Below are 26,115 nucleotides of genomic sequence, written 5' to 3' on the forward strand. Positions count from 1 at the left end.
GGAGTACCGAATTGTGAAAAACTATCGCTTCAAGTGGCCAATTCTGCTCTTCGCCGCTTTGCTCGTTTTTGTGCCATGTTCACAACGCTCCGCAGATGCAGCAATTCCGGCGGTAAAGAAATATCAATTGTATGCGACAGACGGTTACCTCACGCTACCGGACGGCAAACAGGTTTATGTGTGGGGTTACAGTCTAAAAAATGAACCCGGAAGCGCTTTGTATCCATCCCCGACGCTGGAAGTGAACGAGGGAGATCAAGTGGAAATCACCCTTACCAATATCGGGCCACTGAAGAAAGGGATAAAGAAATTGGCCCATACCATCCACTGGCACGGACTTGACACGAATCAGCAAAACGACGGGGTCCCCCATACATCGCTAGCGATCCAGGTCGGTGAATCGTTCACTTACAAATTTACAGCGGGACATGCAGGCACCTATTTTTACCACTGTCACGTAGATACGATCGAACATTTGCAGATGGGAATGTTTGGCGCATTCATTGTGAAAGCCAAAGACGGCGTCAACCAGGCTTGGACAGGAGGGCCCGCTTATGACAAAGATTACGTATTCGTCGTGAACGAAATCGATCCGGTTTGGCACAGAGCGGTAGAAGAAGGGAAAGCTTATGACCGGACTTCTTTTAACCCTAAGTACTGGACTATCAACGGCAAGTCGTATCCGGATACGGAGGAAACCTCCTCTACCATGATCGAAGGCAAGGTCGGGCAAACCGTACTAATCCGAATCATTAATTCAGGGTACCAGCCGCATAGCTTTCATATGCATGGTTTTCATTTTGACGTCGTCGCATCCGACGGCAGGCCGCTGCCCCAGGCGACCCGGAAAGATACCATTCTGATCGGCCCGGGAGAACGGTACGATCTTCTAGTTACATTCGACCAGGACGGTATGTTTCCCCTGCACAGTCATAATATCGTCGATAACACCAATAACGGGGTGTATCCCGGAGGTCTCCATACCATGATGAACGTAAGGGCAAATTCCGAAGCCATGGAGACCAAAACGATTGTTCTGCGCAAGGGGCAAAATACGGCTACTGTCGACGGCAAAGAAGTGAAGATGCCGCAACCCGTCCTCAATCTGCTAGGGTACAACTATGTTCCTTTGCGGTTTATTGCGGATCAAATGAATGCTGAACTGAAGTGGAATGATAAGGAACAATCCGTAACTTACAAAGCCGGCGAAACGTCCATTCAGTTTTGGATCAATAAGCAGCAGGCATTGGTTAATGACAGGGTAATCAACATAACGGCGGTCCCTAAACAAATAAACGGCTACTTTATGCTGCCGGTACGGTTTTTGTCGGAACAACTGCACGCCCGTATCGAAACGGACAATGCAACCGGCAATATCATTTTGACTGTACCTACAAACGTTCCGCAGCCGGCCCTCGAGTCTGTTAAGAACGGTCATGATCATCACGGATCCGACACGGACAGCGGAAGTTCATCTCAAAGCGGCGACATTCCTTCCGAACCGCTTGGCAGCATTGATCCTTTAACCGTAGAGATTCGTAAAGGCGAGTTCGTCCCTAACAAGCTCACAGTAAAAAAAGGGCAAACCGTCACTTGGGTCAATAAGGACACCGACATCCATACGGTATATGACCTCACGGATGTATTTCAAAGCAAAAACCTGCTGTCGAACGACATATTCACATTCCAGTTCATGACGGAGGGCAGCTATACGTATTATTGCTCGACCCACCCGATCATGCAGGGGGAAATCGTAGTCACCGAATAGTTATCCGCTACACATCAGATAGATAACTTTATTTTCACAATACACCAAAGGCTGCCGATATGCTCGGCGGTCATTTTTTTGCTGAAACATTTAATTACATTTCTTATCATATGTATATTTAAGGACGCTAATGAAAGGAGGAGGTTAGTTGCTTTGGATCTTATGGCTCACTTTGGCTGCATTGTTTGTGCTTATTGAGCTGCAAACGGGGACTTTTTATTTCGTGCTTCTAGCGGTTGCAGCAATTTTCTCAATGTCCTCCGATCTTCTAGGCCTCCCCTTTTTAATTCAATGCTTCACTTTTACAGTCGTAACTTTACTAATGTATGTCTTCCTATTACCGCTCCTTCGCAAAACGATTCCCTCATCTAAAGCTTTGGTCCAGCAAACAACGGATAAACTGTTAGGTCACGAGGCATTCGTTATTCAGGATATCATTCCCGGTGAAGTAGGAATGGTAAAAATTAATGGAGAAGTTTGGTCTGCAATTTCAGATGAGTTCATTTGTATGGGAGAAAAAGTGAAAATCATTGAGGTTCGGGTGACTAAATTATTTGTAAAAAAGGAGTAGGTCGGTATGGTCGGTTTCATTGTATTTATCATTATTTTTGCTGTTGTGATAACTATCGTTGCGAAAGGGATTCGGATTATCCCCCAACAAACTGTAGCAATAGTGGAGAGACTTGGGAAATACAATAAAACGTTACATGCAGGGGTAAATTTGATTATCCCGATCATTGACAAAATACGAACTCGTCACAATCTTCGCATGCATCAGGAAACAGTGCCTTCACAATCTGTAATTACGAAGGATAATGTTGCGATCGGTGTAGAACTTGCAACATTTTTTACGGTTGTGGATCCAAAACTGGCGACATACGGGATAGCTAACTATGTTGAAGGAATACATAATATTGTTGCTTCCGCCCTTCGAGCTACAATCGGTAAGATGGAACTGGATGAAATACTATCTAACCGCGACCGCATTCAAGCTGATTTAAGACTGGTGTTGGATAATGCGTCGGAAAATTGGGGCGTTCGAATTGATAGGGTAGAAGTGCTTCAATTAGCAATTCCATCGGATATTCAGAATTCAATGGAAAAGCAAATGAGAGCTGAAAGGGAAAAACGAGCTAATATATTGCAGGCGGAAGGGGAAAAGCAAGCTACAGTACTGCGAGCGGAAGCGCAGAGAGCCGCCGTAGTACTTGCGGCTGAAGCGGAGAAACAACGGCAAATTCTTGATGCAGAAGCAAAACAAAAAGCCCAGGAACTAGAAGCCCATGGGAAAGCCGAAGCAATAAAACTTGTAGCTGAAGCGGAACGAGCCAGGATTGAAGCAATAAAGCAAGCGGGTCTCGATTCTCAAATATTGGCCTATAAATCATTTGAAGCCCTCGGGCAAATGGCAGAAGGTAAAGCGTCGACAATATTTATTCCAACGGAAGCAGTAAACGCACTTGGATCCATTGGGATGATCGGCAAAATATTTGATGTGAACCGGTAAATTGCGACATCAGGAGAAGCCTAAAGAAGAACTATCTCACTAAAATAACCCCGGCCAATTAGGTCGGGGTTATTTTTCTCTTCAGCTTCAACGATGTTTATTTAAGGCTATATCCATGTTCGACTCCGGAATTGTGCCCCTTACGGTCCAACCTCCATCAACAAAAAACAGTTGTCCAGTCATATAAGCAGAATCATCAGAGGCTAAAAATACTGCTGGTCCCACCATATCTTCCGGGTCGCCGGTTCTTCCTAGCGGAACCATCGCGCCCCAAGTGCTTTTATAACTAGGGTCATCCTGCAGATTACGATCCACATTCGTAGCCCCCGGCCCAAAGGCATTGACCCTGATGTTGTAAGGCGCAAGCTCCACCGCCATCTGCTTGGTCATAGCATGGATACCACCTTTGCTGCTTGCGTACGCGATAAGATTTTTCACGCCGAGTTCCGCGCAAATGGTTGAGATATTTACAATACTGCCGCCTGCGGCTATCTTCATCATCCTGGCCGCCTCAAGGGAGCAAAAAAACGTCCCCTTTAAGTTGGTGTCGATAACTTGATCCCACTTTTCTTCCTTCATTTCGAACAAATCCGTCCAACCAGTAATACCGGCGTTATTGATCAGAACGTCCAGTGTCCCGAAATTTTCAGCTATCATTCTGAACATATCTTTGATTTTTCCTACATCGGAGATGTCCGCCTGTACCGCGAATGATTTGCGCCCCATTGTTGTAATTTCATCCACAACCTCGTCGGCTCCTGCCTTGTCTGTGTTATAGTTTACGGCCACGTGCGCGCCTTCTCTTGCCATGCCCAACGCGATGGCCTTGCCGATCCCTTTGCTTGCACCTGTTACCAGTACGTACTTATCCCGCAATTTCATATTCATCTTTCCTTTCTATATGAATTCTTTCATTTTCAATTACTACGCTTTGATTCAATTCTATGAACCCTCCTCCATTTTTCTTCCATTGTTTGTTCAATTTACTGTTAAACAATGACCGGATTAGTTCATATGAATGAACAGGTATCGGAATGCGTATTTATCATTTTAGAGGGGATTAGATAGTTCGCGTAAAAGCTCTGCATAGAAACTAGGAGGTGTTATGAAATGAAAGAAAAGAAGAAAATACGTGTCGGTATGATTGGGTACAAATTTATGGGCAAGGCCCATAGCCATGCCTATCGAGATATTCCCTTTTATATGGGTTTAGAAGCCGAACCGGTCCTACAAGCGATCGCAGGAAGGGATGAGAACGCTGTGAAGGAGGCGGCCCTCAAAATGGGCTGGGCTTCCTGGGAAACAGATTGGCGAAAATTGATCGAGCGTGAGGATATAGATTTGGTTGATATCGGAACCCCAAATAATGTCCATGCGGAAATGGCGATCGCAGCGTTGGAAGCGGGTAAGCATGTAGTCTGCGAAAAACCGTTGGCCATGAACGCGAAAGAAGCGTTCAAGATGTACAAAGCTGCAGTAAAATCCGGTAAGGTCCATATGATCTCGCATAATTATCGGTATGTGCCGGCCGTACAGATGGCTAAGCAGATGATCGAGAAGGGATTGATTGGAACGATCCGCCATTTCCGGGGTGTTTATCTTCAAGATTGGATCACGGATCCAAATTTCCCGCTGATCTGGCGGTTACGTAAGGAGGTATGCGGCTCGGGAGCGCTCGGGGATCTGCTTGCGCACTCCTTGGATTTAGCACGATTTCTCGTTGGGGAGATCAGCAAAGTATCGGCTACTATGAGTACTTTCATCCCGCAAAGACCTATTGGTGATATGACAGGCGGTCTTAACGCCAAGGTTTCCGGCGACATTATGGGGGAAGTAGACGTGGATGATGCGGTTGCCTGTTTGGCTCAGTTCGAGAATGGGGCAATGGGTGTATTTGAAGCGAGCCGATTCGCTTTGGGCAACCGAAACGGCAACCGTTTCGAAATAAACGGGTCGAAGGGATCCATCCGTTGGGATATGGAGAACATGAACAACCTGCAGGTATTCCTAGAGAGTGACTCTGCAGGACTGCAGGGATTTCGAACGATAAACTGCACCGAAGAGGCTCACCCTTTTGCAAGAGCCTATTGGCCGGCGGGACATATTATCGGTTATGAACATACGTTTATTAATTTACTTTCCGAGTTGATTCGCGGAATTGAGGCCGGCGAATGCCCTACTCCCAATTTCGAGGACGGTATGGCTAATCAAGTAGTGTTGGATTGTATCGCGGACTCCGCGAGTTCAGGCAAGTGGGTTGCTGTACCTAAAAAGGAAGAGTGGGAAGCGCTGTTTGTTTAAAGGGGCCGACCCTCAAAAAAAGTTGAAGACCCACAGTGTTCCCGCTGTGGGTCCATTTCTGTCTTTCGAATCACGATCAAAATGTTGTCTCAAGACGTATTGAGTGAAGTCGGATCAATTGCGTGCGGTTACTTTAGGCGAACAAGTTGACTGACGTGTAATAATTGCTGTCTCCAGCACAATCTGACGGATTTCTTTCGCAGCATAATCGTTCTCGAACAGAAGTTTCACTGCCTGTTCACCCATCTTAGAGAAATTCTGAGTAACCGTTGTAAGAGGGACTTCGAGATACTCGCAAAATGGCAAATTATCAAATCCGGTAATGGAAAGCTCATCAGGTACTTTGATGCCTAGCGATAAAGCTTCCTTCATTACTTTCTTGGCTGTCATATCATTGATACACACGATGGCAGTCGGAGCATATTTTCCAAGAGACATAAGGTTTACTATTGTTTTTCGTATTTTCTCCTGTTCATCTTTAGGGCTATCCATGCGCTCTAATGCAATATCAGCGACCCACGCTTCGTGGAAACGAAGTTCCGAGCCGACAAGAGCCTGATAATAACCCTCAATGCGCCGCTTAATAGAAGTCGCTTCCTTAATTTGACTGCCGACTAAGGCGATATTCCGATGTCCTAAATCAATTAAATACTTTACTATATCATGAATTCCTTGGTAATTATCGGAAACTACACTTGGCAACTGTAAATATTCGATATTTCGATCGATCACGACGAAAGGGAATCGCGAAATAAGCATGTCAGCGAATAGATCAAGGTTTGCACAGCTGTTGACTGGATACACGATCATCCCGTGTATTTTATCATTCCTGAGCTGGTGAATGATTTCCCTTTCTTTATGTACATTGTATGAGGTGTTATGGAATGTGACGTAATACCCACGCTCTTTGGCCTCCTTCTCAGCCCCTCGCAATATGCTATATCCAATGTTCTCCTCGTAGGGAAGAATCACTGAAATAATAGGCAGCTGCCCTCCGAAAGAAAGGTTGGGGTACGAATCGGTTCCTGCCGCTACTGTTTCTTGTGGTAAATGCACGAATGTCCCCTTGCCTTTCACTCTTGTGACTAGGCCTAATTGCTCCAATTCTTTTACTGCCCTTGTTACGGTAATACGGCTAACCGTGAATAGCTCGGACATCTCGAATTCCGAGGGAAGCCGATCCCCATGTTTTAAGGATCCAAGGATAATTTCTTGTCTATAATGTTCGAAGATGCGCTGATATAAAGGAATCGCCATGTTATATTACCTCTGATTTCCAAGTTTGAGGATTCATCCTGATATATCATATGGGCGCTTAAATAAATTATTACTTGCTTGCAAGCGATTCCAAAAAGCATGCATATCGAGAAAAATAAGGCAATATATATCATCTTAAACAGTTGGTTTGTTGCTGCTATATCTGCATTTGAAAGTAATGATCGGGGTGATGAAATGGGGGCGGTTCGCGGGAATAGGGGGACATTGCGTGCAAGAATGTGGAAAGCGCGATATTACTATTTGCTTATACTGCCGACGATTGTTTATTTCATCATAGTTGCTTACCTGCCATTCGCCGGGCTGCAGATCGCGTTCAAGGATTTCCAAATTTACAAGGGGATTATGGCAAGTCCATGGGTTGGGTTTAAGCACTTCGTGGAAGTATTTACTTCTGTAAAATTTCCCCAGCTCTTGGAGAACACACTGCTTATCAGCTTGTACCGACTCATTTTTGGTTTTCCGGTTCCCATTTTATTTGCATTGCTGCTCAACGAGGTTCGGCATTTATGGTTTAAGAAGACAATTCAGACGGTAACTTACTTTCCACATTTCTTGTCCTGGGTTGTATTTGCGGGGATTGTCTTTAATTTTATCGGGCCGCTGGGGATCGTTAATTTATTTTTAAGGGACTTGGGATTGGAGCCGATTAATTTCCTAACTACTCCGGAATATTTCCGATCCATTCTTGTGCTGACAGGAATCCTTAAGGAATTTGGATGGGGAGCCATCATCTATTTGGCAGCATTGGCGGGGCTTGACCCCCAGCTTTATGAGGCTGCGAAAATTGACGGTGCCGCCAAGCTAAGGCAAATCTGGCACATTACGCTTCCTGGACTGCGTTCTACCATTGTTCTTCTGTTCATTCTTCAGCTAGGCCATATTCTGGATGCAGGCTTTGATCAGGTGTTTATGCTCTACAACGGCGCCGTGCTCCAAGTAGCGGATATCATCGATACGTACGTATACCGGGTCGGACTCCTTGAGGCACAGTATGAGATGGCGACGGTCGTTGGATTGTTTAAAGGATTTGTCGGCATGGTGTTAATCGTAACGGCAAATAAAATCATCCGAAGATTGGGGGAAAAATCGTTATGGTAACAAGCAACGATACCCAATCTTTTGATTCATTGCCAAGCGAACGTCTGTTAAACAGCGCAGGAATCTTGGACAGAAATCCATGGTGGGCGCAATGGACCATTCATCTGATTCTTATCATCCTTGGCCTGATCACGCTAGTCCCAATGATGAATGTGTTCGCGATATCTTTAAGCGAAGCACATGCTATTTATCAAAATCCGATGATGATCGTTCCCCACTCATTTACCATTGAAGCCTACAAGTATATTTTTGAAACACCTGTATTAATAAAGTCCTTCGGCATTACTGTTTTCGTTACGGTTGTTGGAACCTTCCTAAATCTTCTCTTCACGATCACTTCAGCGTACGGATTGTCCAAGAACGATATTCCGGGGCACAGGTATTTAATGTGGATTGTCATTATTCCGATGCTTTTCGGTGCGGGTCTTATCCCTACTTATCTGTTGCTTAAGGCTCTTGGATTAATCAATAGCATCTGGGTGCTTATTATTCCGGGACTCGTTGCGCCATTCAACTTGATATTAATGAGAAATTTCTTCTGGAGTATACCGGAGAGCTTGGAGGAATCGGCACGAATCGATGGGGCTTCGGATTTGCAAGTGTTATGGAGTATTATCGTGCCGTTATCCAAGCCTGTCATAGCCACCATCGGTTTGTTTTACGGCGTAGCACATTGGAATGACTTTTTTAATGGATTGTTCTTTATTAATGACAATACGAAATGGCCGCTCCAGGTTGTACTTCGGTCCATCATCATCGACATGAACATGATGGGAATGGGATCGTCTACGACGCAAACACAAGATGTTACGCAGCTTGTTGTGACTCCGGAAAATATTAAGGCTGCTACGATCATCTTTGCTATTGTCCCTATTTTGGCTGTATATCCATTCCTCCAGAAGTATTTCGTGAAAGGTATCTTGTTAGGCTCTGTGAAAGGTTGAAGCGGTGGGGATTTCCTAAAGGGGAAATTTTCATAATTATATGGGCGGAGAGGTGAAGCGTTGCCATGTCAAGCTTTGGGCGTAAAGGCGTTCATGTGCTGCTTATCCTTGCATTAATCGTTGGAACCTTGCTTGGCTGCACAAAGTCGAACAACACGAATGAAACAACGGAAGGGAATGATGAAGAAACAGACAAAGTAGTGACGAATAAGAAGGTGCGATTTTCTTATTTGAGACCCACTTGGGGACCGGCGACTTACTATAAGGGAGGAGCATACGAGAAGGAGCTTTTCAAACAAGGAAATGTTGAGATCGATGTGCAGATCATTCCTGTTATTGAGTTTGACGCCAAGATTAATACCATCTTAGCAGCAGGAGATTTGCCGGATGTTGTTTGGGCCAATGGACCTGTTAGGAAACGCGATCGCGATCTTCAATCGCAGGGGGCTTTCATGCCGATTAATAAATACTTGGAGCAATATCCTGCGATTAAGGAAGCTGTCCCACAAGGAATTTGGGATAAACTCAAGGATGATAAGGGGGATATTTATTTTATTCCCAATCTCATCTATCCGATCGTCCCATTCGTAATCTACTATAGGCAGGATTGGTTTGAAAAACTGAATATTCCAGAACCCAAGACCATTGACGAATTTGTCAATGCTCTCAGAGCAATCAAAGATGGCGATCCGGACGGGAATGGCAAGAAGGATACCGTTCCTTTCACAATGGGGTACGAATGGTCCTTCAAGGATATGGGAACAAGCTTTGGCTTTGGCCAGAATACATGGGAACCATCGCCATCTGATCCTAACACCATTGTTCCATGGTTTTCCAAAGATAAGGAGATCGATGCATACTTCTGGCTCCAAAGTCTTCATGCAGAAGGATTGCTTGATCCGGAGTTCAAGGTCAACGCTGAACCGAACTTCGCTGAGGACAAATTTAAAGCAGGCAAGGTTGCGGTCGTGCCGGGTCACTGGGGAGGATATATCGATCATGTAACCAAGCTGAGACAGGTTGATCCTTCAGCCAAAGTCGGCATTATGTCGCCGTTAATTGGACCGGACGGGGCACAAGGAGGAACCCGCTCCGTATTCCCAATGGACCGCGGATTTTATATTTCATCGAAAGCCAAGGATCCAGACGGCATCTTCCGCTATCTCAATTGGACACTAACTGACGGCTCCGACCTGCGGCGTTACGGGATAGAGGATAAGATGTTCAAGATGAAGGAAGGCAATAGAATTCCAATACCAGATGCAGATAGAGAAAATGACTTTAAAAATCCGCAAATTGAGCCTCTTCGATTCCTGGATCCCATGAGTGAGAAACTGGATTGGGAAAAAATTAAACTTAATTACGAGGGTGCAGGCCTTGCTGATGATTTCGAATACGTAAAATCGAAGTTTGAAGAATACGCCAAGGTAGATTATCCGGATTATCGGGACCCGACCGTAGCCTCCCCAACAGAGGATGAGAAGGGAACAAATCTCTGGAACGATTATATGGAACAGATCGTGCAGAGCGCGATTATCAACCACAATGTGAAGAAGAGCGACTGGCTGAATGCTCTGCAGAAGTGGAAAAACGCCGGCGGTCAGCAAATCATTGATGAAATTAACGAGCTTCAGAAAGATAAATCGAAACCAAACTATTTGGATTAAATTACGGGAGTGAAGAGGATGAAAGGCCTAACAGCTTTCCAGACTACCAGGGAAGAAATTCTTGAGCATTATCGCAAGTTTGGATTTGCCGTCATTCCGGATGCATTGTCTAAAGATGAACTTGATTATTTAAATCAGTTGGTCGATCGCGATATCGAGATCAACCCGGACGACTGGCATGCGCATAGGCAAGGGGCTGCAGGCAACGGACAGGTCATTATGAAGTATCCGGAGCTCGACCGGTTTGTCAGGCATCATCGGACCTTCCCAATTATTCAGGAAGTGCTTAAACAGGAGGCGCGCTTTGCCCAGCTGGATTTCCGCGATGTTCCGGTTCACCTGGCGGATAACAGCGGTATGAACTGGCACCGCGATATCAGTTATTACGGTACAGTAGGCGGCAAAGTATGGGACCCCGACAATCCGTATAACAGCACGTATGCTTGCGCGATTTATTATTTGAAAGATGTACATGAATGCTGCCCGTGCTTTAGCCTGATTCCAAGCTCGCATGAATACGAATCATTGGATGAAGCGAAACAAGCGCTTGGAGAGGATTACTGCGAAGTGGATATTCGCGGGAAGGCAGGCACGGCCGTGCTTTACAACATCACCACTTACCATACCCGAAAGACAGGGAAGAGCGAATGCAACCACGGCCGTCGGACGATGCATAACTACCATTCTCGCGGATCCGTTCCCCCGCTGACGGATTGGGCAACAGTCCCTGAACAATTGGCCCTAAGCAGCGATGCTGAAACTAGGAAGTTTTATTCGCAGTGGACGCCGAAACAAATTAAGTATGCGGTAACTACCTATCAATCGAAAATCCCAAGCTATTACCCTGCTGTAATGTTTAAGAAGTAAATTATGGGGCAACCATCGGCCTTTTTAGGCTGTTGGTTGCCTTTTCAAAGGGGAGGATTTTTCAATGAGAATAGCGATCGGCCAGTTTAGCGAATTAAGTGATGAAACTTTGCAGTTTGCCCGTCAATTAGGTGTTGCAGGAGTGCAGCTTAACACGCCTAAATTGCCTGGAACCCATCGATGGGAGTACGAGGATCTATTGGATCTAAGGTTGAAATGCGAAGAATACGGGCTGCGGTTGGAAGCCTTAGAGAATGTGCCAATCACTTTCTATTATAAGGCGATGCTGGGGCTTGAAGGTCGCGATGAACAGATTGAACATTATCAGGCAACGATCCGCAATGTAGGTCGAGCGGGCATTCCGATCTTAGGGTACCATTTCATGCCGAATGGGGTTTGGAGAACGTCTTTTAAGACTCCAGGCAGGGGAGATTCGCAGGTTTCATCCTTCGACTTGGCTCTTGTCCATTCCACAGAGGCAGGTTCCGTTGTGGGGCACGCTGTAGCCGAGAGGGACTCTAGGTTAAAGAAAGTCATCGAATCCAGCGGCGATCGGATTGTCACGGAAGATGAGATGTGGGCGAATTACGAGTATTTCATCAAGGCTGTTCTGCCGGTTGCGGAGGAAGCAGGTGTAAAGCTTGCGCTTCATCCCGATGATCCGCCAGTGGAGATGTTGGGAGGGGTAGCCAGAATCTTCCGTAACGTCGAGGGATTCAAGAAGGCGATGGAGATTGCAGACAGCGACGCTTGGGGGCTGGATCTCTGTCTGGGCTGCTGTTCCGAGATGGCCGGAGGAGCCTTGAATGTTCAAGAGATGATTCGGTATTTCGGGCCTATCGGGAAAATATTCTATGTACATTTCAGAGACGTTCAGGGTACGGTTCCGAAGTTTCAAGAATGTTTCCTGGGGGAAGGGAACTATCGACCGAGTCAAGTTATGCGATTGTTACAAGAGGTCGACTTTACAGGATTCATTCTTGATGATCATGTTCCGGCGATTGTGAATGACAGTCCGTGGGGGCATCGTTCGCGGGCACATGCGGTTGGATATTTGCAGGGCATGTTGGAGCTTCTGGAAAGCCAGTAAACGTGACGATGATTGGATAGGATGGTGAGTGATGAAGAAGGTTGTCGTAACAGGAGGAAGCGGTCGCCTGGGTACTCGAGTGATTCAAGACTTATTAGAGCATGGCTATCAAGTCACATGCGTGGATAAGAGTATTCCTGAGCAACGTTTATGTAAGAGCATTGCGGTTCAGATGACCAACCTGGGGGAGGTATATGGGGCGCTGTCTGGAGCAGATGCCGTTGTTCATCTAGCCGCGATTCCAGCTCCCGGCAGCTTTCCGAATGAAGTGGTATTCGCCAATAATGTGATGTCAACGTATTGCGTTCTTGAAGCATCGGCGCAGCTGGGAATTACCAAAGCTGTTATCGCTTCCAGTGAATCCGCTTATGGTTTCGCATGGGCCGATGAGCCGTTCGATCCGCGCTATTTTCCCATTGATGAAGAGCATCCGATGCTGCCGGAAGAATGTTATGGCCTCTCTAAGGTGGTCGGGGAAGAAATTGCTCATACCTTTCATAGACAGAAGAATATGCAAATCGTGTCTTTACGCTTCGCGAATATCCTCTCGCCGGAAGATTATGAACAAGTTATCAAGATCAAGGATGATCCGAATAGGTGGAGGCGTATTCTATGGAGTTACATCGATGTCCGCGATGCCGCCGGCGCTTGCCGCTTAGCTATTGAGAAAGACGGGCTTGGCTCTTCCGCTTATAATATCTGCGCAGATACGACTAGCGTTGATATGAAGAGCCTAGATATAATGAGTAGATTTTTCCCTTCCGTGACTGATATCAGGGCAGAGTATGCCGGATTTGAAGGATTGTACAGCAATAGGAAGGCGAAGCGGGATCTCTCATGGTATCCGGCCCATCAGTGGAGGGACTTTATTTAATGATTACTCCGAAACGCACTTCCCTGATCTCAGAATGAGGGCGATGATGACAGTTTTCGATCCCGTTGGGGCTCCGGTATTAACTGGGGCCCTTTTTAGCATCGGACTAATTAGGTTGCTTATTACAAGCATCCTACATAAACTGCACATCGACAACGAAGATGGTCTTTTTGCACGATTAATATTGAACGCAGACATCCCGTACAGGTCGCCAGAGCATGCCTTCCATCCATAAAAATTAGAGGGAGGCATAATGTATGAAGGGACAGATCACTGTAATATAGGACTAAGCACGGTCTTCACATTTACTTCTCTAAGACAATTCAACTTCCAATGCTTCATCCCTATTGCATCTGCTCTACGCACGATTTTCACGCCAACAAGTATTTCCTCTCTCAAACATACTAAACCAATAATAGCGGAAAAATAGTTCAACAAGTAACGTATTAAACCTATTTTGAGTAATATGTAAAACATTACCTAGTAGTGATGTAAGCGCATTTATTAAAGGAGGAGGGTACTTGATAAACCGTTTCAGAAAATCTTTTGCGTTGTCACTCTCACTTGTGCTGACGTTTGGGGTGATTGCCGGCTGCTCCGTCGGAGGAAACAATGAAGGCCAGAGTTCAAGTGTGAAACCCGACGAGACAAAAGCTCAGGAACCAACGAAGAAGGAAGAAAAGAGAATTCCGCTGTCCATGTTTATGAGCAATTCCGGAGCGCCGCACCCCGATGGGGTCGACCCGAGCAACAACCCGTTCATCAACATTATCGAAGATTACGCCAATGTGGATTTGATAGTAGAAGTGCCAGCGTATACGGATGAAATGACGAAGCTGAACCTATTGCTTTCGTCCGGCAACCTTCCGGATATTGTTCATGCCCGGGTCACCGAAGCACCGTATGAAGCAGCAAGAAACGGCGCATTCATCGATCTGAAGAAGTATTACGATAACTCTCCGATCGTGCAGAAGGTGATTACGCCCGAAATGATGGAGCTAGCCAAGGACGATATTACAGGGAAGTATTTCCGAATTCCGATGGCGTGGGACAAAATTTACCAAGGTTACGGCAACATCGTCCGGTACGATATGATCCAGAAATACAACGCCGGCAAATGGCCGGAATCCGTCGAGGAATGGATTGAGCTTCTCCGTAAGATCCATAAGGCCGAGCCGAACGCGATCCTGATCACGAACCGGGTCATCGGCGATTATGGGATTACCTATGCAGGAAACGCGGTATTCCAATGGTTCGGGGCCAGACCGTTTTCCTACCGGGTGGAAAACGGCAAGGTCATCAACACCTTCCGGACGCCGGAGTATAAAGCCGCTGTGGAAGTCATGAAGCAGCTGTATGCGGAAGGCATCGTAGACAAAGAGTTCGCCACCACAGACAGTCCCAAGTACTCTCAGCACTTGGTCAACGACAACACAATCATGTGGTCGGACAGCGCAACCCAGATTATGCCTATGGCCAGCAGCTGGGAGAAACAAGATGCCACCAAAGGCCGCATGCTTCTGTATCAGCCGCCGTTCAAAACATTGCCGTCCGTTGTTAAAGACGTCAAATATACTTATCCAAAGCTTGAAGTGCCCATTTCATCCCACGGCATGTATATATCCAGCAAATCGAAGGATCCGGACCGGGCTTGGAAGGTCATCGAGGGCTTCGCGACCGACCAACTGCGCGAAGCGATCTTCTGGGGCAAGGAAGGCGATACGTATACGGTCAAAGACGGCAACCGTGTTATCGACGAGAATAGGCTGAACGATCCGCAGAGGGCCTGGTCCCTCCAGCTGGCGACCCTGTTCGGTTTCCATAACGATCGCAATCTGAAGGTCGCAACGGCAGCCCAGGTGATGAAGCCGGATTATCTGGATATGATGATCCAAAGCTTGGACGAAATGGATAAGCAGGCACAGCTGGGCGGTATCAGCGTGACATCCTTTATCCAGCTTCCGGACAACGAGTCGAAGAAAGTTCCAGAATCCCGCACTTATATTACCCAAGCTACGATCGAGGCCATGATGGGCAGAATCACGATGGCGGAGTTCGACGAGCGGGTGCAGGGCTACGTGGAGAAGTACGGCTTCATTGATGATTACTACACGAAGGAAATGACCGAGCGCAAGGACGAACTGAGAAAAAGAGGCGTCATCGAAGTCGACTGGTAAGATGTAAACCCGCCTAATCGGATAAAACAGATAGCGGTATGAGCTTCCCAGCATACCGCTATCTGTTTTATCGAATAAGGGCAGAGGGAGGCGGCCGCATGAGCGAAGCTTCATTACAACTTCCGAAGGAAAAAGCAGTAAAGGCCACCAAAAGGAAATATCCACTGAAGACGAATGTCGCACTCTATTTGTTGTTGCTGCCAACGATCGGGTCGCTGTTCCTGTTCAACTATATCCCGATGTACGGCATCATCATCGCTTTTGAGAAGTATTCCGTCTACAAAGGGATTTTGCACAGCGAGTGGGTCGGCTTCGAACACTTCCGCTATTTTTTGACGGACGAGAAATTTTGGTCCGTGATGCGAAACACGATCCTGATTAATTTGTACGATCTGGTCTTCGGCTTTACGGCGCCGATCGTATTTGCGCTCCTGGCCAATGAGCTCTACAGCAAGGTTTTCAAAAGAACGGTGCAGACGATTTCGTACCTTCCCCATTTTCTATCCTGGGTGGTCGTGGCCGGTGTTGTCTACCAATTTTTATCCCCGACTTCCGGGCTATTGAACCAAGTGTTACACAGCTGGTTCGGCATCGAACCGATCTATTTCATGACGGAGAAAGCGTTGTTCAAGCCGATCGTAGTGATTGTGGACATCTGGAAGGGCGTCGGCTGGTCCGCCATATTGTATTTCGCCGTCATCGCCGGGATCGACAAGCATTTGTACGAGGCGGCCTGGATTGACGGAGCCAGCCGGTTCAAACAGGTGATTTATGTGACCTTGCCGGGGATGTATCCGATGATCGTGCTGCTGTTTTTGCTGCGGCTGTCCAGCATGTTCGGTATCGGGTTCGAACGCATCTTCGTGCTGCAGAACCCGACCCTCTACGACGTTTCGGAAGTCGTCAGCACCTATGTATACCGGCTCGGACTGGAAAAAGCGCAGTTTAGTCTGACGACTGCCATCGGCCTTACGGAGAGCGTGCTCGGTTTCCTTCTCCTGTTAAGCGCGAACAAACTGGCCAAGAAATGGGTCGGACTCGGACTCTATTAACAGAAGCGGGGGATCACGTATGTACTACAAGTCGACATCCCGAACCATTTTTAACATCCTGAACTATACGCTCTTCATCCTGTTCAGCATTTCAATTCTCGTGCCTTTTTTGAACGCTATAGCCATATCGTTAAGCAGTTTTGAAGCGGTGCAAAGAGGTAAGATCGGGATCTGGCCGGATGGTTTCAATATCGAGTCGTATAAATCGCTGGCCGCTAACTACACGTTCGTTCGCTCCTTCGTCAATACGGTATGCCTTACGATCATAAATACGGCCAAGGTGATCATATGCTCGCTGGCAGCTGCGTACGCCCTTTCCCACAAGCGCCTTTTCGGGAAAAGCGTGGTGTTCTACTACATTCTAATTCCGATGTTTTTCGGGGGCGGATTGATCCCGTTTTATTTGCTAGTGAACGGACTCGGTCTGAACAACACATATTGGGCACTCATTCTTCCGGGTTTCGTAAACATTTTTTATATCATCGTGTTTAAGAACGTCATCGATCAGCTTCCGAAGGAGCTGCTGGAATCGGCGGAAATGGATGGCGCCGGTGAAACGAGAATCCTGTTCCGAATCGTGCTTCCGCTTGTCCTGCCGATGACCACGGCTTTTACGATCTTCAGCGCCGTCGGGTATTGGAACGAATGGTTCGGTGTGCTGCTGTTTATCCGCGATCACAACATGTGGACTTTGCAGTTCCAGCTGCGGGATCTGCTGATCAATGCAGCGCTGACCAACGACCCGAATCACAGTACGCTGGCCAAAGACGCCATACTTGTCCATCCGGAAAATTTGAAGATGGCTGCCTTGATGATCACCATTCTTCCGATTATCGTAATTTATCCGTTTTTGCAAAAATATTTCATCCACGGACAGATGGTCGGCGCCGTAAAGGGATGAAGCAAGTTTGGAGGCGTATCGCTTGAAGAAGTTGTAAAGACGAAGACCACATATTACGAACCGCCAGTTATTGGTACGCCTCACTTTCTAATGACTGGGCTTTTTTTGTTTTTAAAGGGAAACTGTTAGGGTTGTAGAATTATGGAAAGAAGGGGAGGGAAACTCTTGAGTAAGTGATGGGCAGCATTAATGAGATAAATATGTGAATCCCCAATTTATAAAAGGAGAACGAGAAAATGAAATTTGAAGCGTTGTTCAACCCGTATCCATCTCAACGGATGACCACCTATGCTCGCAAAGGGATGGTTTCAACCACACAGCCGCTAGCGGCTCAAGCGGGATTAGACATACTTAAAAGAGGCGGAAATGCGATTGATGCAGCCATCGCAACCGCTGCCTGTTTGACCGTTGTGGAGCCGAATTCAAACAGCATCGGCGGGGATACGTTCGCGCTAGTGTGGGCGGAAGGGAAGCTTCACGGATTGAATGCAAGCGGACCTGCACCGTCTTCCATCTCGGTGGAGCAAGTGAAATCTCGCGGTTATGATTATATTCCTACATATGGCGTTCTGCCCGTGACCGTCCCCGGCACCCCGGGCTCTTGGGCTGCATTATCCGAACGATTTGGACGACTTCCGCTGACCGAAGTGCTTCAACCGGCGATCGACTATGCGGAGAACGGTTTCCCGGTATCGCCGACAATCGCTAGATACTGGAAGGACGGATATAACAACATCAGCAAGCAAAATGACGCTATTTTTCAGCCTTGGCTGGATACGTTCGCTCCAAGCGGCCGCGCACCGCGGGCAGGAGAAATATGGCGCTCCCCGGACCATGCCCGCACGCTGCGTTCGATTGCAGAAACAAAGGCGGAATCGTTCTATCGCGGACATTTAGCGGAACGAATCGGCGAGCATATTGGCATTCACGGAGGATTTCTTTCCAAAGAAGATTTGGAAGCGTTTTATCCGGAGTGGGTGGACCCGATCGGAGTTTCTTACAAAGGATACGATGTTTGGGAAATTCCGCCGAACGGCCAAGGCTTGATAGCGCTTATGGCGTTAAATATGCTGAATGGATTCGACTTTGCCGCGAAAGATTTGGTGGATACGTACCACAAACAAATAGAAGCTGTGAAATTGGCTTTCGTTGATGGATTGAAGTACATCACGGATATGAAACAAATGAAAATCTCTGTAGATGAAATGCTTTCGGAAAGCTACGCCCGGGAAAGACGGGAGTTAATCGGTGAGGAAGCGATTACGCCGGAACCGGGTGAATTGCCTAAAGGAGGAACGGTGTATTTAGCCGCTGCCGACGGAGAGGGAAACATGGTATCGTTCATTCAAAGCCATGCCGGTGACTTTGGAGCGGGCGTCGTCATTCCCGGCACAGGAATTTGCATGCAGAACAGAGGAACCGGCTTTTCGCTAAATCCGGCGCATGTTAATGTGCTGGAGCCAGGAAAGAAAACGTTCCATACGATTATTCCGGGCTTCTTGACGAAAGGTAACGAGCCGGTCGGACCGTTCGGCGTCATGTGCGGATCGATTCAGCCGCAGGCGCATGTGCAGGTTGTGATGAACAGCGTAGATTTCGGTTTAAATCCGCAGGCTGCGCTTGATGCGCCTAGATGGCGGTGGATCAGAGATAAAATCATCGAAGTAGAACCGCAGTTTCCGGATTACTTGGCGCAAGCTCTTGCAAGAAAAGGGCATATCGTACAGCGTGCTCTGGATTCAGGGATGTTCGGCCGAGGACAAATCATCTGGAGAGATCCGGAAACAGGCGTACTCGCCGGGGGCACCGAGCCTCGAGCTGACGGCGATTTAGCGGCGTGGTAAGCCACATGGCCATAATCAAGAAAGGACTTGCCCGGGGCTCCAGTATTAAACTGGAGCCCTTTTAAGAAGCGGAATAATCAGCTTGCTTTTTACAACCGATTGATCGCGGATTCCATCGTTTTATCTGTGAGCTGAGCATAGATTTGGGTCGTATCTGTACTGGCATGACCCAGCTGGCGCTGCGTTTTGTAAATATCATTTTTTAAATAATAGCTGGTCGCAAAAGAATGACGCAGCTTATGTACGGTTAGTTGTGGCTTACCGAAGGAGACCGCATATTTGCTGACCATTTGCTGGATGGCGCGTTTTGACATGCGTTTTCCGTAAGTGTCGCCTCTGGGGACGGCCAAAAACAAAGATTTTTCGGATCGCTCAGGATGGTACACACTTTGCCGCACCTCGATATAACGAACTAACGCTTCTTTTCCGGTTTCCGAGAAAAAAACGCCTTGTTTCAGTCCAGGATCTTCGCTTCCTTTACGGTAAACATGAGCTATTTTTTTAGTTAGGTCAATATCATCTACATCGAGGTTGACGATCTCGGAAACCCGCATTCCGGAGGATAATATGAGCTTTATAATGGCAGTATCCCGAATCCGGTTCATTTCGTAATAATGGATCGCCTGAGGGTTGTCCGCAATTTGCTGCGAGTATCCGTGCTCTACAAATGAACTGAACTCGAGTATCTCATGGTCATCCTCTAAGATTTTTCCATGCAGCCTTGCAGCAGTAAGCTTCGCACTCGACAGCCGGTGGGTTTTCAGTTTTGCCATGATATTGCGTTTTAATAAAGGGTAGTGCTTGTCGTCTTCAGCAATTTGGCTTAAATAATGAAACAACGACTTGAGTGAAGCTAGTTTCCGCTCCCGGGTGGAGAGGGAGTTAGCTTTGCGAAGCTGCAAATGAAGCTTAAATGAATCGAGATTGCCGAAGCTTAGATTCTCCAGATCCGTTAATGAAATATGGGGGATAGAGGAGGCCGTGGTAAGGCCTTCTTGAATCAGCCAAAGAAAAAACGTTTCAAAGTCCCGTGTATATTCAAGCAAGGTAGAAGGGGAGAGATCGGCTAGTTTATGCTGAATAAACTGTTCCACAAACCATGGAAGCGAAGGGAGCCGGCGCTCTAGTAGGGTTAAATCATTGGCTTTAATCACGTTCAAATTAAACACCACCACATTAATAATTTATGATATTAATAATATAACAGGAACGTATGTTCGTGTAAAGTTTATTTTATTAACTGTGTTAACTGTTCACAAAAAACGTATTTTGTGCGTAAGATGCTCAGAAATAAAGCTACCCGCTGGGACGGATAGCCTTTAACTCCAGCGAATGAAACAAGGCGTTTCGTTCCGAGTGCGATAAATACCGCCGTAGCCGTTTATCGGCTTTAGGCGCAAATAACCCGGCCATAAAGTCGGCTCGATCCAGCCAAAACTTACTCAGTACCGTGGAATCGTAAACTTTTTTCACAAACTGTACAAACGTGCCAAAATCGAATGTGTAGCTGCGAAGGTATTCGGTAAAACAAAAATTCATCCTGTAAATCCGATTCAAACGACCTCCGTAAAAGTGGTTATTGAGTCGCAACCAAACTTTATGGGACGTCCGCGCGAGTTATGGGACGACCGAGGAAGTTATGGGATGGAGGCACGATGAATATCGTCACATTCACGAACGAGGTTCCCGGGAACAACGAACCGTCAGTTATCGTTCCACCTTACCTTCAAATAAGTTTACATAATATATATTATCGGACTCAAAAACACTTTCTGAATTATTGGAAAATTATGGATATATCTTGTCTAATGACACAAACATACCCTTAATTTTGACACAAACATATCCTTAAAGCCCGCAAATCGAATGGGTTTGTGACACAAACATCTCCTTGCACAGTTCTGAACGAAAAAGTGTTCAGTGACACAAACATCACCTTACACGCTGCAGTTGACACAAACATGCCATATTGTACTTTCAGGTTAATTCTAAAGGGTTTGATGTCACGATTTTGCGCATTTTCTCTATATTCACTTTTGTATAAATCGTAGCTGTTTTGGGGTCTGCATGGCCCAATAGATCGGCGATTGCCAACAAATCGGCTCCCTCACCGTCATTATATAGAACCGTCGCACAGGTATGTCGCAGCTTATGCGGCGTTACTTTATAATTGTTTGCCCGCACACCGGCAGCTTTTGCGATCTCTTCAATGATTAGCTCCACAGCTCTTCTTGTTAACCGTTTCCCTTGTTTTTCAGAAATAAACAGCGCCGGTTCTTCAATTCGATTACGTTTTTGAAGGATCATTTGACGGGCTGGCTTATAATTCTCCAGGGCCCGAATAATTTTCGGTGTCATCACGAGTTTTCTTTCTTTATTCCCCTTGCCAATGACTGTTAGCGATCCGTCATCTTCGTTAAAATGCTTGAGATCGATACTTACAAGCTCAGAGACCCGAAGTCCGAGCAATAAAAACAGCGTGGTGATTAATGAATCTCTTTCTTTAAATTTACGTTTCGCGGCGAATTGTTCAAATATCATAGCATCCTGTAGAGAAAGGCTTTTGGGAAGCCGTTCACCGAGTTTAGGGTTCTCAATATACTGTGATACGTCGTACTGCAGGTATTGCTGTTTAACAGCCCATTTAAAAAACTGTTTTATTGAGGAAACGATGCGTGCTCTCGTCGTGGCTGCAAAAACGGTGCCCGGTTTAGGATGCTTTTTATTCGTTTTCGTTGTGTGTTGGGGATGTTTTAATGTGCCTAAAAATAATTGAAGATCATTAGCAGTTATATCTTCGATGCATGTAATGTTTCTTGTTTCTTTGAGCCAGGAAGCAAGCCTTACAATCGTGCGGTTGTAATTTTCAACGGTTCCCTTAGAATAGTTCCTGTTGATTTCAAGGTATACCGTAAAGGAATCGATCAAATCATCGATGCAGCATTTTGCCATAATCGCCCTCCCCTCTTCGTCCAAATTATAACATCAATTTCATACTTCACGAAACAGTTATTTTGTGAAGTAAATTTGTTTTTCTCTTACTTCTGGAGTTGGCTTGTGCGGATTGATCGTATGGTGTCTAATGACATTAAACTGTTATCATTCGTGACGATATATATATCATTGTTTTCTTTGACAAAAAGAAGTCTCATTAGATCGAATTTATGATAACACTATCTTGTCATTTTTTTTGGAGATGCCGCAAATTGCAAAATGGAAACATGCTCCTTCAAACTTTTTCCAGAAGTTGAAGCGTTCCTTTGATTACCGTTAAAGGATTCAGGATGATATTGGCTGTGCCCGCCGCCATATGCCTAATGGTTTCCCTTCTTTCTTTCTCGCATTGAATTTGCACGTACTGTTGAAAATCTTGGATATCGGCCATTAGAACAAACGTTCCCCTTTTAGCTGCGGGTATACATAGGTGATCATTCATGGATCGCACTTTGCCATCTAACCTCTCTTGCACGAGTACTCCCGAGTAATTCTTTTTATCCTACAAAACTTCCCCTACGATCGATTGTAATGCCGAGTGTTCAGGGAATTCTTCTCCGGGGGTTACTGAGACCAGCTTAACTTGGAGTTCCCCGAACTCTAGCCTTGGAAACCGACTTCTGATCTACGAAAGAGCCGTTCCACCACGCGCTTCATTATCCGATTCTTACGGAAATAGACGGAGGCCGGCAAAGTGCCGGTATAAACAAGTAATGATGTCTCTCTAAATGATTCGTTTTACAGCGTTCGCGATCTCATAACCCGGAAGAAAAAGCAAGTATATCCAATTGCTCTCGATTTTGACTCCGTTCGTCCTGGATCAATTGACATAACGTTCTCGCCAATATACGTCCAGCCGTTCTTGGCGCGACCAATCCCGGTAAACTTGGTGCCAACAAGGCCTTGATTCCACGTTTTTCGGCAAAACGAAAATCGGTTCCACCTGGTTTGGAAGCCAAATCAATAATAATAGCGTGATGCGGAATACGGGTCAACACACGAGAAGTAAGGATTTGCTCCGGAACCGTGTTAAAAATAATATCCACATTTACGCCTTCATCGTACAAATCTTTCGTATAAAACGGCTCAATCCCCATCTCCCATGCACGTGCAAACTGCTCCGGTTTCTGCACCCCCGCTTTGACGTGTGCACCCAGGCGCTGAAGCATACTGGCTAACGTAAGACCGATTCTCCCCAAACCCAGCACCATACAACGCGAACCATGTATGGTAATTTCCGTCTGTTGAATGGCCATCATTAAGGCGCCCTCCGCAGTGGGAATGGAATTGTATATGGCAACATCGTCCCTGCTAAATAATTCTATCAGATCGATCTCTAGTTCCGCGCAAAGGTTCCTCAAGTAAGACTTGGCTATGCCAGTACAGACTTTTGCGTGTTTCGGCAAGCAAGACATATATTCCTTGTTCAGCAATAACGTTTCAGATGAAAATGAAGACTCTACTCTGCCATGGTCGTCTGTACCGACAACCGGTAATATCAATACGTCAGCATTGCGAAGCACCTCCCTCGTAAGCTTGGAATGCTGAACTTCATGAAGTTGTTCGTGCAAATCTTCATAACCGATTACCGCAACATTTGCATCCAGGTCAGTAAATGACCGAATGATTTCAAGATGCCGGGCATCGCCTCCAAGGAAGACAATATGCAGACCCGTTAACAAAAAATTCCCCTACTTTCCTTAAGTGTGGACTTAAAATTAACTAACCTCGTTTACCATCTTTAAAAGCGCATCTGCTCCTTTCATCCCAGGGCAAATTCCGCGTAATTCCGCCTCTGTGGTCACCATATCGAGTGGGGCATCCAGCAATTGCTCTATTGTTCCGTCCTGCCACAATGCGGCGATCGTTTAATTTCGCATTTAACAAACGAACATCAAGCGCTCCGCACATGATATATCCGTGATCGGTTGTGATGGCCAGAAGTGTTGTTTTGGGCAGGGCCCCTCGATACTTATAACATGATGACCTTCAACTTCAATCGGTTTCATATGATCATCTATGATGCAGCTCCTTTTTTTACACTATATGCCGGGCGTGATATTTGCACCATAAACTGTTGCCCAAATTCGATATTACTTGTATTCGTTGGAAGCCTTCTCCCCTTTCGCTATATACATTTGTAATTGGACTTCGGATTCAATTCCATGTAATTTTTGAAATTTATAACAAAGGAGATAACAAACGCGCTGCTTGATCAAGCATGCGCTCGGAAGAAGTACGATGCATATGATCTTCCAAACGATATGGAGTAGCCTCGGCGAGATCCCGTTCGAATTGTTCCGTAAGCTCCCGGGCCACATCGCAATGATACATCACTGCACACACTTCGTAGTTTAAACGGTAACTACGGAGATCGTAGTTGGAAGAACCCACTTCGGCAATCTCGCCATCGATAATCATGACTTTCGCGTGCAATACACCTTTGTTGTACTGAAACACATCGATCCCCGCTTCCACGAGTTCACCATAATACGTACGGCTTGCAGCTCCTGCAATTTTAGGAATCACTTGGCGCGGCACCAGTAATCTCACTCGAACGCCACGCGCCGCGGCTGTTTTGATGGCCATCATGATATCCGCATCGGGTATAAAATAAGGGTTGGTCACGTCGATGGTTCGGGTCGCCTGCGTCAGGCAGATGAAATGCATTTCCCGAATGACCGGAGTAGGCAGCCCGGGATTGCCTTCGAATATCTGTATATAGACGTTATGCGAATCCTTGGACGGGGAAGCTTTTCCCATGTGGGTGCCTTCCATCGTTCCCAGCTCCGTTCCCCATTCCCATCCGTATCCGGATAATTCTGTTTTGCCGGATGGAAATGGATGAATGGCTTTATCGTCCGAAAGTTGAGCCGATTCAGGGATAAATTTAGCCTTTCTCGTTGAATGGAGCATGTCCGGTGACGCTATTTTCCAGTGAGCCTCAAAAACGGCTTTCACATCATCCGCTGTTTCGCCGGTTAACCGCATATGAGTGTCGCGCCAAAAACCGACATCCGGCTTCATTCCGGTATACTCGTCCCCAACGTTGATTCCTCCCATGAAGGTTTCCTTTCCGTCGACGATGACGATCTTGCAATGATCCCGGTATGTCAAGTTGGATAGTACCCAGGGGATTCGCAAGGGAAAGATGGTCCTGCATTCAATGCCTGCTTCCATCATCCGGCGAACCGCATGTTTGGGAAACGACCGGCTTCCCCAGCCATCCCTTATAAAACGAATGTTCACACCGGATAAAGCCCGGTCAATCAGCACATCTGTGATACGTTTACCGATATGGTCATTCCGGTATATGTAATATTCCAGATCGATTGACTTTTGTGCGGCCTGAATTGATTGAAGGAGTTTTCCGTAGGTTTCCATCCCGTTCGTGAGGATTTGGACGGAACCGGTTCGAAGGCCACTGACAGACAAAGGTTGCAAAGCCCGAGCGATAACAAAAGCGGAGTCACCACATGCTGTAGGCAACGCTATTGGGTTATTGTGCGAAGAAACGAGCTTGTCCCGCCGCATTTGCACAGGATTCGTGACGAACAGGTAACAAACGAATCCGATAATCGGTAATACAAGTCCGACTGATATCCAAGTCAACGCTTTGGCGGGGCGGCGCACCTCCCGAACCGCAATGATGATCAATAGTGCCGTATTTACTAGCCATAATCCTGCTATCCATGCCAAGAAAATCAGCCTCCCAATCCAGTCATCTACGAGGGAATAAAGGGGCAGCCATGC

21 protein-coding genes and 1 pseudogene are annotated in these 26,115 nt (G+C 46.4%); 14 read left to right on the top strand and 8 right to left on the bottom strand.

Annotated elements, in window-relative coordinates:
* The first annotated feature begins 13 nt into the window (after positions 1-13).
* The 3 genes from PT964_RS09880 (at position 14) to PT964_RS09890 (ending at position 3,275) form a co-directional block, all read left to right on the top strand.
* A complete protein-coding gene (locus tag PT964_RS09880) occupies positions 14-1,768 on the top strand; it encodes a stalk domain-containing protein (protein WP_274363194.1) in 1,755 nt (584 codons plus the stop codon).
* A 148-nt stretch (positions 1,769-1,916) separates the two neighbouring features.
* Complete coding sequence (locus PT964_RS09885; protein WP_274363195.1) at positions 1,917-2,339, top strand: NfeD family protein; 423 nt, start codon at positions 1,917-1,919, stop codon at positions 2,337-2,339.
* A 6-nt stretch (positions 2,340-2,345) separates the two neighbouring features.
* Positions 2,346-3,275, top strand: a complete 930-nt coding sequence (locus tag PT964_RS09890; protein ID WP_274363196.1) for an SPFH domain-containing protein — start codon at positions 2,346-2,348, stop codon at positions 3,273-3,275.
* An 87-nt stretch (positions 3,276-3,362) separates the two neighbouring features.
* Here the strand turns inward: PT964_RS09890 and PT964_RS09895 are convergent, their stop codons facing one another.
* Positions 3,363-4,157, bottom strand: coding sequence for an SDR family NAD(P)-dependent oxidoreductase (locus tag PT964_RS09895; protein ID WP_274363197.1), 795 nt, complete (start codon positions 4,155-4,157; stop codon positions 3,363-3,365).
* Between the two features lie 228 nt (positions 4,158-4,385).
* On the opposite strand from PT964_RS09895, the gene PT964_RS09900 reads away from it, so the two are divergent.
* A complete protein-coding gene (locus tag PT964_RS09900; protein ID WP_274363198.1) occupies positions 4,386-5,576 on the top strand; it encodes a Gfo/Idh/MocA family protein in 1,191 nt (396 codons plus the stop codon).
* A gap of 114 nt (positions 5,577-5,690) precedes the next feature.
* On the opposite strand, the gene PT964_RS09905 is transcribed toward PT964_RS09900, so the two are convergent.
* On the bottom strand, positions 5,691-6,833 hold the full coding sequence (locus tag PT964_RS09905; protein ID WP_274363199.1) for a GntR family transcriptional regulator: 1,143 nt from the start codon (positions 6,831-6,833) through the stop codon (positions 5,691-5,693).
* A 99-nt stretch (positions 6,834-6,932) separates the two neighbouring features.
* On the opposite strand from PT964_RS09905, the gene PT964_RS09910 reads away from it, so the two are divergent.
* The 10 genes from PT964_RS09910 (at position 6,933) to PT964_RS09955 (ending at position 19,368) form a co-directional block, all read left to right on the top strand.
* Positions 6,933-7,952, top strand: a complete 1,020-nt coding sequence (locus PT964_RS09910; protein ID WP_274363200.1) for an ABC transporter permease — start codon at positions 6,933-6,935, stop codon at positions 7,950-7,952.
* Complete coding sequence (locus PT964_RS09915; protein WP_274363201.1) at positions 7,946-8,896, top strand: carbohydrate ABC transporter permease; 951 nt, start codon at positions 7,946-7,948, stop codon at positions 8,894-8,896. Before PT964_RS09910 ends, PT964_RS09915 begins: the two co-directional genes overlap by 7 nt.
* A 65-nt stretch (positions 8,897-8,961) precedes the next feature.
* Positions 8,962-10,563: a type 2 periplasmic-binding domain-containing protein gene (locus PT964_RS09920; protein WP_274363202.1), complete on the top strand. Its 1,602-nt coding sequence runs from the start codon at positions 8,962-8,964 to the stop codon at positions 10,561-10,563.
* An 18-nt stretch (positions 10,564-10,581) separates the two neighbouring features.
* Positions 10,582-11,430: a phytanoyl-CoA dioxygenase family protein gene (locus tag PT964_RS09925; RefSeq protein WP_274363203.1), complete on the top strand. Its 849-nt coding sequence runs from the start codon at positions 10,582-10,584 to the stop codon at positions 11,428-11,430.
* Positions 11,431-11,494: 64 nt separating this feature from the next.
* Positions 11,495-12,520, top strand: a complete 1,026-nt coding sequence (locus PT964_RS09930; protein WP_274363204.1) for a mannonate dehydratase — start codon at positions 11,495-11,497, stop codon at positions 12,518-12,520.
* A gap of 31 nt (positions 12,521-12,551) precedes the next feature.
* The gene (locus PT964_RS09935) at positions 12,552-13,394 is read left to right on the top strand and encodes an NAD-dependent epimerase/dehydratase family protein (protein ID WP_274363205.1); all 843 of its coding nucleotides are present in this window, start codon (positions 12,552-12,554) and stop codon (positions 13,392-13,394) included.
* Positions 13,395-13,915: 521 nt separating this feature from the next.
* Entirely contained in the window at positions 13,916-15,571 is a 1,656-nt protein-coding gene (locus PT964_RS09940) for an extracellular solute-binding protein (protein WP_274363206.1), read from the top strand.
* Positions 15,572-15,669: 98 nt separating this feature from the next.
* Positions 15,670-16,623: an ABC transporter permease gene (locus PT964_RS09945; protein ID WP_274363207.1), complete on the top strand. Its 954-nt coding sequence runs from the start codon at positions 15,670-15,672 to the stop codon at positions 16,621-16,623.
* Between the two features lie 19 nt (positions 16,624-16,642).
* Entirely contained in the window at positions 16,643-17,524 is an 882-nt protein-coding gene (locus tag PT964_RS09950) for a carbohydrate ABC transporter permease (RefSeq protein ID WP_274363208.1), read from the top strand.
* Positions 17,525-17,760: 236 nt separating this feature from the next.
* Positions 17,761-19,368, top strand: coding sequence for a gamma-glutamyltransferase family protein (locus PT964_RS09955; protein WP_274363209.1), 1,608 nt, complete (start codon positions 17,761-17,763; stop codon positions 19,366-19,368).
* 89 nt (positions 19,369-19,457) lie between these two features.
* Here PT964_RS09955 and xerS read toward each other — a convergent pair whose 3' ends face one another.
* From xerS to PT964_RS09985, 6 genes and pseudogenes are all read right to left on the bottom strand, one after another.
* Complete coding sequence (gene xerS / locus PT964_RS09960; RefSeq protein WP_274363210.1) at positions 19,458-20,528, bottom strand: tyrosine recombinase XerS; 1,071 nt, start codon at positions 20,526-20,528, stop codon at positions 19,458-19,460.
* A gap of 817 nt (positions 20,529-21,345) precedes the next feature.
* On the bottom strand, positions 21,346-22,320 hold the full coding sequence (locus tag PT964_RS09965; RefSeq protein ID WP_274363211.1) for a tyrosine-type recombinase/integrase: 975 nt from the start codon (positions 22,318-22,320) through the stop codon (positions 21,346-21,348).
* A 277-nt stretch (positions 22,321-22,597) separates the two neighbouring features.
* On the bottom strand, positions 22,598-22,753 hold the full coding sequence (locus PT964_RS09970; protein WP_274363212.1) for a hypothetical protein: 156 nt from the start codon (positions 22,751-22,753) through the stop codon (positions 22,598-22,600).
* A 364-nt stretch (positions 22,754-23,117) separates the two neighbouring features.
* Positions 23,118-24,044 carry a dipicolinate synthase subunit DpsA gene (dpsA, locus tag PT964_RS09975; RefSeq protein ID WP_274363213.1) on the bottom strand — a complete coding sequence of 309 codons (927 nt, stop codon included), beginning with the start codon at positions 24,042-24,044 and terminating at the stop codon, positions 23,118-23,120.
* Positions 24,045-24,080: 36 nt separating this feature from the next.
* Positions 24,081-24,371: pseudogene (locus PT964_RS09980) on the bottom strand (YunC family protein).
* Positions 24,372-24,543: 172 nt separating this feature from the next.
* A complete protein-coding gene (locus PT964_RS09985; RefSeq protein ID WP_274363214.1) occupies positions 24,544-26,061 on the bottom strand; it encodes a phospholipase D-like domain-containing protein in 1,518 nt (505 codons plus the stop codon).
* Positions 26,062-26,115 lie beyond the last annotated feature (54 nt).

Origin of the sequence: Paenibacillus thermotolerans (assembly GCF_028745515.1) — a bacterium.
Lineage (GTDB): Bacteria > Bacillota > Bacilli > Paenibacillales > YIM-B00363 > Paenibacillus_AE > Paenibacillus_AE thermotolerans.

What these genes read in the sequence shown, in the direction of transcription:
- PT964_RS09890 (WP_274363196.1), top strand. Translation starts at nt 2,346, where the DNA reads ATGGTCGGTTTCATTGTATTTATCATTATTTTTGCTGTTGTGATAACT.
- PT964_RS09895 (WP_274363197.1), bottom strand. Translation starts at nt 4,157, where the DNA reads ATGAAATTGCGGGATAAGTACGTACTGGTAACAGGTGCAAGCAAAGGG.
- PT964_RS09900 (WP_274363198.1), top strand. Translation starts at nt 4,386, where the DNA reads ATGAAAGAAAAGAAGAAAATACGTGTCGGTATGATTGGGTACAAATTT.
- PT964_RS09905 (WP_274363199.1), bottom strand. Translation starts at nt 6,833, where the DNA reads ATGGCGATTCCTTTATATCAGCGCATCTTCGAACATTATAGACAAGAA.
- PT964_RS09910 (WP_274363200.1), top strand. Translation starts at nt 6,933, where the DNA reads ATGCATATCGAGAAAAATAAGGCAATATATATCATCTTAAACAGTTGG.
- PT964_RS09915 (WP_274363201.1), top strand. Translation starts at nt 7,946, where the DNA reads ATGGTAACAAGCAACGATACCCAATCTTTTGATTCATTGCCAAGCGAA.
- PT964_RS09920 (WP_274363202.1), top strand. Translation starts at nt 8,962, where the DNA reads ATGTCAAGCTTTGGGCGTAAAGGCGTTCATGTGCTGCTTATCCTTGCA.
- PT964_RS09925 (WP_274363203.1), top strand. Translation starts at nt 10,582, where the DNA reads ATGAAAGGCCTAACAGCTTTCCAGACTACCAGGGAAGAAATTCTTGAG.
- PT964_RS09930 (WP_274363204.1), top strand. Translation starts at nt 11,495, where the DNA reads ATGAGAATAGCGATCGGCCAGTTTAGCGAATTAAGTGATGAAACTTTG.
- PT964_RS09935 (WP_274363205.1), top strand. Translation starts at nt 12,552, where the DNA reads ATGAAGAAGGTTGTCGTAACAGGAGGAAGCGGTCGCCTGGGTACTCGA.
- PT964_RS09945 (WP_274363207.1), top strand. Translation starts at nt 15,670, where the DNA reads ATGAGCGAAGCTTCATTACAACTTCCGAAGGAAAAAGCAGTAAAGGCC.
- PT964_RS09950 (WP_274363208.1), top strand. Translation starts at nt 16,643, where the DNA reads ATGTACTACAAGTCGACATCCCGAACCATTTTTAACATCCTGAACTAT.
- PT964_RS09955 (WP_274363209.1), top strand. Translation starts at nt 17,761, where the DNA reads ATGAAATTTGAAGCGTTGTTCAACCCGTATCCATCTCAACGGATGACC.
- PT964_RS09965 (WP_274363211.1), bottom strand. Translation starts at nt 22,320, where the DNA reads ATGGCAAAATGCTGCATCGATGATTTGATCGATTCCTTTACGGTATAC.
- PT964_RS09970 (WP_274363212.1), bottom strand. Translation starts at nt 22,753, where the DNA reads ATGGCCGATATCCAAGATTTTCAACAGTACGTGCAAATTCAATGCGAG.